The organism is Furfurilactobacillus curtus, assembly GCF_045862785.1.
GTDB classification, from domain to species: Bacteria; Bacillota; Bacilli; order Lactobacillales; family Lactobacillaceae; genus Furfurilactobacillus; species Furfurilactobacillus curtus.
This window is the reverse complement of sequence record NZ_BQXO01000062.1, coordinates 1-510: the sequence shown is the minus strand read 5'-3', so window position 1 is coordinate 510 and position 510 is coordinate 1. Positions and strand designations below refer to the sequence as shown.

Sequence of the window (510 nt, the reverse complement as noted above, 5' to 3'; positions counted from 1 at the left end):
TGATCTCCGGATTCTGTTCAGCAAATGTTTTCAGTTGTTTTTGAGTTCGATCACTAAGTTCTTGGTGCACATCGTTTAACTGATTTTTTAATTGCGCTTTTTGTTGTGGACTAGTTGTTTGTTGAATTTGTTGTTGCAAGCCTTGATAGGACTTATTAAGATCCTGGGCTGATAGCTTTTTTAGATCATGTGCAGGCTCTTTTGGGGCTTCTTGTAAGCCTAATTGTTTGGTTAAGCAATCGCTAAGTTCAATCACTTTGTTGCTCACTTGTTGGATCTCACTTAAAGCGCTATGGATTACGGCTTTATCTTTGGCCCAGGTGGCCACGTAACCGAGTGAGTAGTTGCTGGTATCAACGCCAATATTTTGCATGGCAACATATGCGACCGCTTCGGCTTGCGTTTCTTGATAGGCTCGCGGGCGATCTTTAAAGGCTGATTTTAGGCCGTGTAGCTGGCTATGCGCATATTCGCGATATAACGTCTTTAGTTTCAAAGCATTGTCGGGCT

1 pseudogene is annotated in these 510 nt (G+C 42.7%); it reads right to left on the bottom strand.

The features are described from left to right. Positions 1 to 510, bottom strand: a pseudogene (locus tag ACKTR2_RS10450) (hypothetical protein); the annotation flags it as partial.